Source organism: Bradyrhizobium sp. WSM2793, assembly GCF_000379585.1.
In the GTDB taxonomy this organism is placed as follows: domain Bacteria; phylum Pseudomonadota; class Alphaproteobacteria; order Rhizobiales; family Xanthobacteraceae; genus Bradyrhizobium.
The window spans coordinates 218,623-226,665 of sequence record NZ_KB902771.1; the positions used below are offsets into that span (position 1 = coordinate 218,623).

Below are 8,043 nucleotides of genomic sequence, written 5' to 3' on the forward strand. Positions count from 1 at the left end.
GTCATGGCGCTCAATCCGATCTATTCGCGTCGTCGCCGCAAGGATATCGTCATCCGCGGGCTCTGCTTCGCCGCGGCCGCCTTCGGCGTCACCTGGCTCGCGCTGATCCTGGTCACGCTGCTCTTCAACGGCCTGGCCGGCCTCAATCTTCAGATCTTCGTCGCGGATACGCCGCCGCCCGGTTCGACCGAAGGCGGCCTGCGCAACGCGATCGTCGGTTCGATCATCATGACGTTGATCGGCGTCGGCATCGGCGCGCCGCTCGGCCTGTTCGCCGGCACCTACCTTGCCGAATACGGCCGCAACGACAAGCTGACCTCGGTGATCCGCTTCATCAACGACATCCTGCTCTCGGCGCCCTCGATCATCATCGGCCTGTTCATCTATGGCGCGGTGGTGGTGCCGATGCGTGGCTTCTCCGCGATCGCGGGCGCGCTCGCGCTCGCCGTCATCGTGATCCCGGTCGTGCTGCGCACCACCGAGGACATGCTGCTGCTGGTGCCGAATCCCCTGCGCGAGGCGGCCTCGGCGCTCGGCCTGCCGCGCTCGCTGGTGATCAAGCGTATCGCCTATCGTGCGGCCCGGTCGGGCCTCATCACCGGCGTGCTGCTCGCCACCGCCCGCGTCGCCGGCGAGACCGCGCCGCTGCTCTTCACCGCGCTGTCGAACCAGTTCTTCAGCCTCGGCCTGAACAAGACGATGGCCAACCTGCCGGTTACCATCAACAACTTCGTCCAGAGCCCCTATGCCTATTGGAAGCAGCTCGCCTGGAGCGGCGCGCTGCTGATCACGCTCACCGTGCTTGCCCTGAACATTGGCGCGCGCATCCTCGGCGCCGAGAGGACTGCAAAATGACCGACCTGTCCGTATCCATGAGTTCCAACGCTCATCTGGCCTCGCAGCCGCTGCCGGAAGCCCCGGCCAAGGTGACGGTGCGCAATCTCAATTTCTATTACGGCGAGCACCACGCGCTGAAGAACATCAACCTGACGCTGGGCGCCAACCGCGTCACGGCGTTCATCGGCCCGTCGGGCTGCGGCAAGTCGACCCTGCTGCGCATCTTCAACCGGATGTACGACCTCTATCCGGGCCAGCGCGCCACCGGCCAGCTCATGCTGGACCAGACCAACGTCCTCGACCCCAGGCTCGACCTCAATCTGCTGCGCGCCCGGGTCGGCATGGTGTTCCAGAAGCCGACGCCGTTCCCGATGACGATCTACGAGAACATCGCCTTCGGCATCCGCCTCTACGAGAAGATCTCGAAGTCCGAGATGGACGACCGCGTCGAGAAGGCACTGCGCGGCGGCGCGCTGTGGAACGAGGTCAAGGACAAGCTCAACGCCTCCGGCCTGTCGCTCTCCGGCGGCCAGCAGCAGCGCCTGTGCATCGCCCGCACCGTCGCGGTGCGTCCTGAAGTGATTTTGTTCGACGAGCCCTGCTCGGCGCTCGATCCGATCTCGACCGCCAAGGTCGAGGAGCTGATCCAGGAACTGTCCGAGAACTACACGATCGCGATCGTCACCCACAACATGCAGCAGGCGGCGCGCGTCTCCGACAAGACCGCCTTCATGTATCTCGGCGAGCTGATCGAGTTCGACGACACCAGCAAGATCTTCACGTCGCCGAGCGACCGGCGCACGCAGGATTACATCACCGGCCGGTTCGGCTGAGGAGACGCGACATGGGTACTGAACATACCGCAAAGGCTTTCGACACCGACCTCCAGGAGCTCACCCGCCTGGTCGCCGAGATGGGCGGCATCGCCGAGCGCATGATCGTCGATTCCGTCGACGCGCTGATCCGCCGCGACGTCGCGCTCGGCCAGCGCGTCGTCACCATCGACGCCGAGCTCGACGCGCTGCAGAAGCGCATCGAGGAACGCGCGGTGCTCACCATCGCCCGCCGGCAGCCGATGGCGGTGGATCTGCGCGAGATCGTCGGCGCCATGCGCGTTGCGACCGACCTCGAGCGCATCGGCGACCTCGCCAAGAACATGGGCAAGCGCGTCGCCGCGCTGGAGACCGACTTCCATCCGCTGAAGCTGTTCCGCGGCCTGGAGCACATGACCGACCTCGTGCAGCAGCAGGTCAAGTCGGTGCTGGATGCCTATGCCGCGCATGACCTGCCGGCGGCGATGGCGGTGTGGAAGGGCGACGAGGAGGTCGACGCGATCTGCACCTCGCTGTTCCGCGAGCTCCTCACCTACATGATGGAGGATCCGCGCAACATCTCGTTCTGCATCCATCTGATGTTCTGCGCCAAGAACATCGAGCGGATCGGCGACCACGCCACCAACATCGCCGAGACCGTGTTCTACATGATCGAGGGCCAGGCGATCACCGACAAGCGGCCGAAGGGCGACATGACCACCTTCGCCACGACGGTCCCGAATACCTGAAGACTTGAAGGAGCGACGACCCGATGGGCGCACGCATTATGGTGGTTGAGGACGAGGAAGCTCTCACCGAGCTGCTTCGCTACAACCTCGAAGGCGACGGCTATGACGTCGAGACGGTCATGCGCGGCGACGACGCCGACACCCGCCTCAAGGAGCACATCCCGGACCTGATCGTGCTCGACTGGATGCTGCCGGGCCTGTCGGGCATCGAGCTGTGCCGCCGCCTGCGCACCCGGCCCGACACCAAGCAGCTCCCGATCATCATGCTCACCGCGCGCGGCGAGGAGAGCGAGCGGGTGCGGGGGCTTGCGACCGGCGCCGACGACTACATCGTCAAGCCGTTCTCGGTGCCGGAGCTTCTGGCGCGCGTGAAGGGCCTGCTGCGGCGCGCCAGTCCTGAGCGGCTCGCGACAGTGCTGGCCTATGGCGACATCGAGCTCGACCGCGACAAGCGCCGCGTGGCGCGCTCGGGCCGGCCGATCGATCTCGGCCCGACCGAATATCGCCTGCTGGAGTTCTTCCTGGAGCATCCCGGCCGCGTGTTCTCGCGCGAGCAGCTGCTCGACAGCGTCTGGGGTCGCGACATCTACATCGATGAGCGCACTGTCGACGTCCATATCGGCCGCTTGCGCAAGCTGCTCAATCTCGGCCGCGAGCAGGACCCGATCCGCACCGTCCGCGGCGCCGGCTACGCGCTCGACGACCGCTTCGCGAAGGCGGAGCAGACGTAAGGTTTGCTGGCGTTGGCTTTGGCGGGCCGCCGCCGCATTCTCCGGCGTCGTCCCTGCGAAAGCAGGGACCCATAACCACAGGCAGTGGTTTGGCGAAGACCCGGAGTGACCATCTCGCGCGACAACTGCGCCTTGTGGTTATGGATCCCCGCGTTCGCGGGGATGACACCGAGTTGGTGGAGCCGTCATCGTGTGACGGCTGCAGTCTTGACGATCAGAGAATTCCGCGAACTCAGCGCGGACCCGGCTTCGCCGGCGCGCGCCGGCGATCCGCCGCCGGCTGATACGCCACGCGCGAGTGCTGGGCGCAGTAGGGCAGGCCGGACAGTGCCTTGCCGCCGCAGAAGAAGAAATCCGGGCTCGAGGGATCGCCGACCGGCCAGTGGCAGGTCGCCTCGTTGAGCTCGAGCAGCGACAGCCGCTGGCCCATCGGCACCACGTTGTCGTAGGTGACGGGTTCGGCCTCCACCTCGACCTCGAAGGCCTGCGCCAGCGCGGTGTTGCCGCGCGCGATGGGGCGGGTCACCCGCATCATGTGCTGCGCGGGACGCGCCTTGCGCGGCCGGGGCGCTGCCGATGAAGGGCTCTTGGCGCGGCCGGACAGACCCAGCCTGTGCACTTTGCCGATCACGGCATTGCGGGTCACATTGCCGAGCTCAGCTGCGATCTGGCTGGCCGAAAGTCCGGCCTCCCAGAGCTTTTTCAGCTGCTCGACGCGATCGTCGGACCAGGTCAAAACCGTCATTGCACCCTTTCCCTCGCTACGCGCCAGCCATCCTGGGGCCTCGCAGCGATTGCCTAAGCCTTCAAAAACCCGTGCCGTCAGAATCCCTTAAGGCTCGCCGGGCGCGTGACTGACGCCCGAACGTTTACGCCGGTACAAGAGGACTCTTGGGATCAGAACCGCTGCACGAGATGTCGTATCTGACAATCCAAACGCTACAATATGGCGTGACTCCCGCGCAAGAGTCCGCCGACTCGCTTCCACATGTTCCGTGGTGAAAACCCGCAAAATCGGCACCGCAAGACTACGGATTCAGCGTTTCCTGAGGCTTTCCGGGCGGCATTGACACCCGTCTTGCCAAGCATAAGATAGTCCCGCGTGCCGCCCTTAAAAGGCGGCACGTTTCGTTTTCCGGGCCGGTCGATGGTGCGTTGCGCAATGCACGCGTCACACCGTCCGCAACATTCAAGTGACATCATGACTAACAGCGCAGCGCCGCATTTGCTCCCCGTTTTCGCCAGAGCCGACCTCGGCTTCGAGCGCGGCGAAGGCTGCTGGCTGATCGCGACCAATGGCGATCGCTATCTCGATTTCACCTCGGGCGTAGCTGTGAATGCGCTCGGCCATTGCCACCCGCATCTGGTCAAGGCGCTGCAGGAGCAGGCGACGAAGCTCTGGCACATGTCGAACCTGTTCCAGAGCCCGGACGGCGAGAAGCTCGCGAGCCGGCTTTGCAACGAAAGCTTTGCCGACTTCGTGTTCTTCTGCAATTCGGGCGCCGAAGCGCTGGAAGGTGTGATCAAGCTGGTCCGCCATCATCACTTCTCCAAGGGGCATCCGGAACGTTATCGCATCATCACCTTCGAAGGCGCCTTCCACGGCCGCACGCTGGCAACGCTGGCCGCGACCGGCTCTGCAAAATATCTCGAAGGCTTCGGCTCGCCCATGGAAGGCTTCGACCAGGTGCCGCATGGCGATATCGAGGCCGTCAAGAAGGCGATCGGCCCGCACACCGCCGGCATCCTGATCGAGCCGATCCAGGGCGAGGGCGGCGTGCGCTCGGCAACGCCGACCTTCCTCAAGGCGTTGCGCCAGCTTTGCGACGAGAAGGGCCTGCTGCTCGCCTTCGACGAGGTGCAGACCGGCATGGGCCGCAGCGGCGATCTGTTCGCCTATCGGCGCACCGGCGTCACGCCTGACGTGATGTCGCTGGCAAAGGCGCTCGGCGGCGGCTTCCCGATCGGCGCAGTGCTGGCGACCGCGGATGCGGCAGCCGGCATGGGGCCCGGCTCGCACGGCTCGACCTTCGGCGGCAATCCGCTGGCGATCTCCGCGGCCAATGCGGTGCTCGACGTCATGCTCCAGCCCGGCTTCTTCGACCACGTGCAGAAGATGTCGCTGCTGCTGAAGCAGAAGCTCGCCGCCGTGATCGACCGTCATGGCGATGTCGTCAGCGAAGTGCGCGGCGAGGGCCTTCTGATCGGCATCAAGGCCGTGGTGCCCTCCGGCGATCTCGTCGCGGCGCTGCGCAACGAGAAACTGCTCACGGTCGGGGCCGGCGACAATGTCGTGCGTTTCCTGCCACCGCTGATCGTGACCGAAGCCGAGATCGAGGACAGCGTCGGGCGGTTAGAGCGCGCCTGCGCCGCGATCTCGTCCAGCCAGACCAAGCGGGCGGCAAGCTGATGAGCAAGTCCCCGAAGCACTTCCTCGATATCAACGAGCTGCCGCTGTCGGAGCTCAAGACCATGCTCGCGGCGTCCTCCGCCATGAAGGCGAAGCAGAAGGCGCAGCAGCCGGTGCGGCCGCTCGAAGGCAAGACGCTGGCGATGATCTTCGAGCGCCCGTCGACCCGGACACGCGTGTCGTTCGACGTCGCGATGCGTCAGCTCGGCGGCGAGCCCATCATGCTCACCGGTGCCGAGATGCAGCTCGGCCGCGGTGAGACCATCGCCGACACCGCGCGCGTGCTGTCGCGCTATGTCGACGCCATCATGATCCGTATCCTCAACCATGACGCGCTGCTGGAGCTTGCGGCCAACGCGACGGTGCCCGTCATCAACGGCCTGACGCGGCGCTCGCACCCCTGCCAGGTGATGGCCGATCTCATGACCTATGAGGAGCATCGCGGCCCGATCGAGGGCAAGACGGTGGCCTGGACCGGCGACGACAACAACGTGCTGGCGTCCTGGGCTCACGCCGCCGAGCGCTTCAAGTTCCAGCTCAATGTCGCAACGCCGCCGGAGCTCGCGCCGAAAAAAGTGATGCGCGACTTCATCAAGGCGACCGGCGCGCCGATCATGCTCGGCACCGATCCGGAAGCCGCCGTGCGCGGCGCCGACTGTGTCGTCACCGACACCTGGGTGTCGATGGGCGACAAGGAAGGCGAGCACCGCCACAACGTGCTCAAGCCCTTTCAGGTCAACGGCAAGCTGATGTCGCTGGCCAAGCCCGATGCGCTGTTCATGCACTGCCTGCCCGCCCATCGCGGCGAGGAGGTCACCGACGACGTGATCGACGGTCCGCAATCGGTCGTGTTCGACGAGGCCGAAAACCGCCTGCACGCGCAGAAGGGCATCCTGGCCTGGTGCTTCGATGCGGTGAAGTAACGGCGCTGCAAGCCCGACGGCCGCCTCACACACAACTATCGTCCCTGCGAACGCAGGGACCCATACCGCGGAATCTCTCTTGTGGCGGGCTGGCGGAGGCGAGCGGTCTTCGCCAAACCGCATCCTGTGGTTATGGGCCCCGGAGCTGCGCTTACGCTTGTCGGGGACGACATCGAATTTGCCGCAACGTTGTGCAACCTTATCGCCCCCGAACCCACCATCCCGCGCCCCTTCCATTTCCCACCGACCGACCCCAGATAACGACCCATGGTTTCCCAATCCCCTCAGATGAAAGCCGGCCCCGAAGGCCCGGTTCGCGCGCCATCAGCGGTTCCGATCGATGACGCCGTGTTGCCCTACGAGGTCGACGCGCTCGACGTGCGCGGGCGCCTGGTGCGGCTTGGCCCGGCGCTCGACGAGATCCTGACCAAGCACGATTACCCCGCGCCGGTCGGCAAGCTGCTCGGCGAGGCCATCGTGCTGACGACGCTGCTCGGCTCGGCGCTGAAATTCGAGGGGCGCTTCATCCTGCAGGCCCAGACCGACGGCCCGGTGTCGTTCCTGGTCGTAGACTACATGGCGCCGGATCGCCTGCGGGCCTATGCGCGCTTCGATGCCGCGCGTCTCGGCGATACCAAAGATTCCGGCACGCTGCTCGGCCGCGGCCATCTCGCCATGACCATCGACCAGGGCCCCGACATGAGTCGCTACCAGGGTCTGGTCGCGCTCGACGGCGGCAGCCTCGAAGACGCCGCCCACGAATATTTCCTGCGCTCCGAGCAGATCCCGACGCGCGTGCGCCTCGCGGTTGGCGAGGAGTGGCGCTCCAACGACGGCGGCAAGCATCGCTGGCGCGCCGGCGGCATGCTGATGCAGTTTCTGCCCAAGGCGGCGGAGCGCGCGCGGCAGGCTGATCTGCATCCCGGCGATGCCCCTGATGGCGTCGAGGTGCACAGCGTCGCGGAGGACGATGCCTGGGTCGAGGCGCGTTCGCTGATCGAGACCGTCGAGGACGTCGAGCTGATTGATCCCGAGCTCTCCGGCGAGCGGCTGCTGTTCCGCCTGTTTCACGAGCGCGGCGTGCGCGTGTTCAATCCGATGGTCCTCAAGGCGCAATGCTCCTGCTCGCGCGATGCGGTCGCCGCGATGCTGAAGAGCTTCTCGCCCGACGACCGCGCCGCCATGGTCAAGGACGACAAGGTCGTCGTCACCTGCGAGTTCTGCAGCTCGGTGTATGATTTCACGCCGGACGAGGCGGGCGTCGAAGGCGCGTAGCGAGCTCTCGTAGGGTGGGCAAAGGCGCACTTGCGCCGTGCCCACGAGCTCTCGACGGCGGCGAAAGACGTGGGCACGCTTCGCTTTGCCCACCCTACGGCGCCTGCCCTGTGTCGCGCTCTGTCAATCCGCTTCGCTAAAAATATTCCACTTTACCGAAATTCGGTTTCGGCGTATGTGTTGCCCATCCCGGCTCACCCAAGAGGGGCGACTATGTGGTCGTCACTGTCGCGAGCCGGGCTTGCGGTGGACGCGGCAGCGTCGGCACGAGAGGTGCGGGCAGGGCGGGTAGTCCCTGTGAGCCCG

At 65.7% G+C, this 8,043-nt stretch carries 8 protein-coding genes; 7 read left to right on the plus strand and 1 reads right to left on the minus strand.

All coding sequences use genetic code 11. The annotated features are described in order from the left end of the window. Nucleotides 1-3: 3 nt before the first annotated feature. The 4 genes from pstA to phoB are packed head-to-tail and all read left to right on the plus strand — an operon-like array spanning nucleotide 4 to nucleotide 3,129. The gene (gene pstA / locus A3AS_RS0107120) at nucleotides 4-855 is read left to right on the plus strand and encodes a phosphate ABC transporter permease PstA (RefSeq protein WP_018316910.1); all 852 of its coding nucleotides are present in this window, start codon (nucleotides 4-6) and stop codon (nucleotides 853-855) included. Then, complete coding sequence (gene pstB / locus A3AS_RS0107125; protein ID WP_018316911.1) at nucleotides 852-1,670, plus strand: phosphate ABC transporter ATP-binding protein PstB; 819 nt, start codon at nucleotides 852-854, stop codon at nucleotides 1,668-1,670. The genes pstA and pstB overlap by 4 nt, the downstream gene beginning before the upstream one ends. 11 nt (nucleotides 1,671-1,681) lie before the next feature. Further along, a complete protein-coding gene (phoU, locus tag A3AS_RS0107130; RefSeq protein WP_018316912.1) occupies nucleotides 1,682-2,398 on the plus strand; it encodes a phosphate signaling complex protein PhoU in 717 nt (238 codons plus the stop codon). 23 nt (nucleotides 2,399-2,421) lie between these two features. Next, a complete protein-coding gene (gene phoB / locus A3AS_RS0107135) occupies nucleotides 2,422-3,129 on the plus strand; it encodes a phosphate regulon transcriptional regulator PhoB (RefSeq protein WP_018316913.1) in 708 nt (235 codons plus the stop codon). A gap of 232 nt (nucleotides 3,130-3,361) precedes the next feature. On the opposite strand, the gene A3AS_RS0107140 is transcribed toward phoB, so the two are convergent. Beyond that, nucleotides 3,362-3,874: a GcrA family cell cycle regulator gene (locus A3AS_RS0107140; RefSeq protein ID WP_018316914.1), complete on the minus strand. Its 513-nt coding sequence runs from the start codon at nucleotides 3,872-3,874 to the stop codon at nucleotides 3,362-3,364. 456 nt (nucleotides 3,875-4,330) lie between these two features. Between A3AS_RS0107140 and A3AS_RS0107145 the strand changes: the two genes are divergently transcribed. The 3 genes from A3AS_RS0107145 (at nucleotide 4,331) to A3AS_RS0107155 (ending at nucleotide 7,737) form a co-directional block, all read left to right on the plus strand. Beyond that, entirely contained in the window at nucleotides 4,331-5,539 is a 1,209-nt protein-coding gene (locus A3AS_RS0107145) for an aspartate aminotransferase family protein (protein WP_026201751.1), read from the plus strand. Next, nucleotides 5,539-6,462 carry an ornithine carbamoyltransferase gene (argF, locus tag A3AS_RS0107150; protein ID WP_018316916.1) on the plus strand — a complete coding sequence of 308 codons (924 nt, stop codon included), beginning with the start codon at nucleotides 5,539-5,541 and terminating at the stop codon, nucleotides 6,460-6,462. Before A3AS_RS0107145 ends, argF begins: the two co-directional genes overlap by 1 nt. A gap of 267 nt (nucleotides 6,463-6,729) precedes the next feature. Continuing rightward, the gene (locus tag A3AS_RS0107155) at nucleotides 6,730-7,737 is read left to right on the plus strand and encodes an Hsp33 family molecular chaperone (protein WP_018316917.1); all 1,008 of its coding nucleotides are present in this window, start codon (nucleotides 6,730-6,732) and stop codon (nucleotides 7,735-7,737) included. The last annotated feature ends 306 nt before the right edge of the window (nucleotides 7,738-8,043 follow it).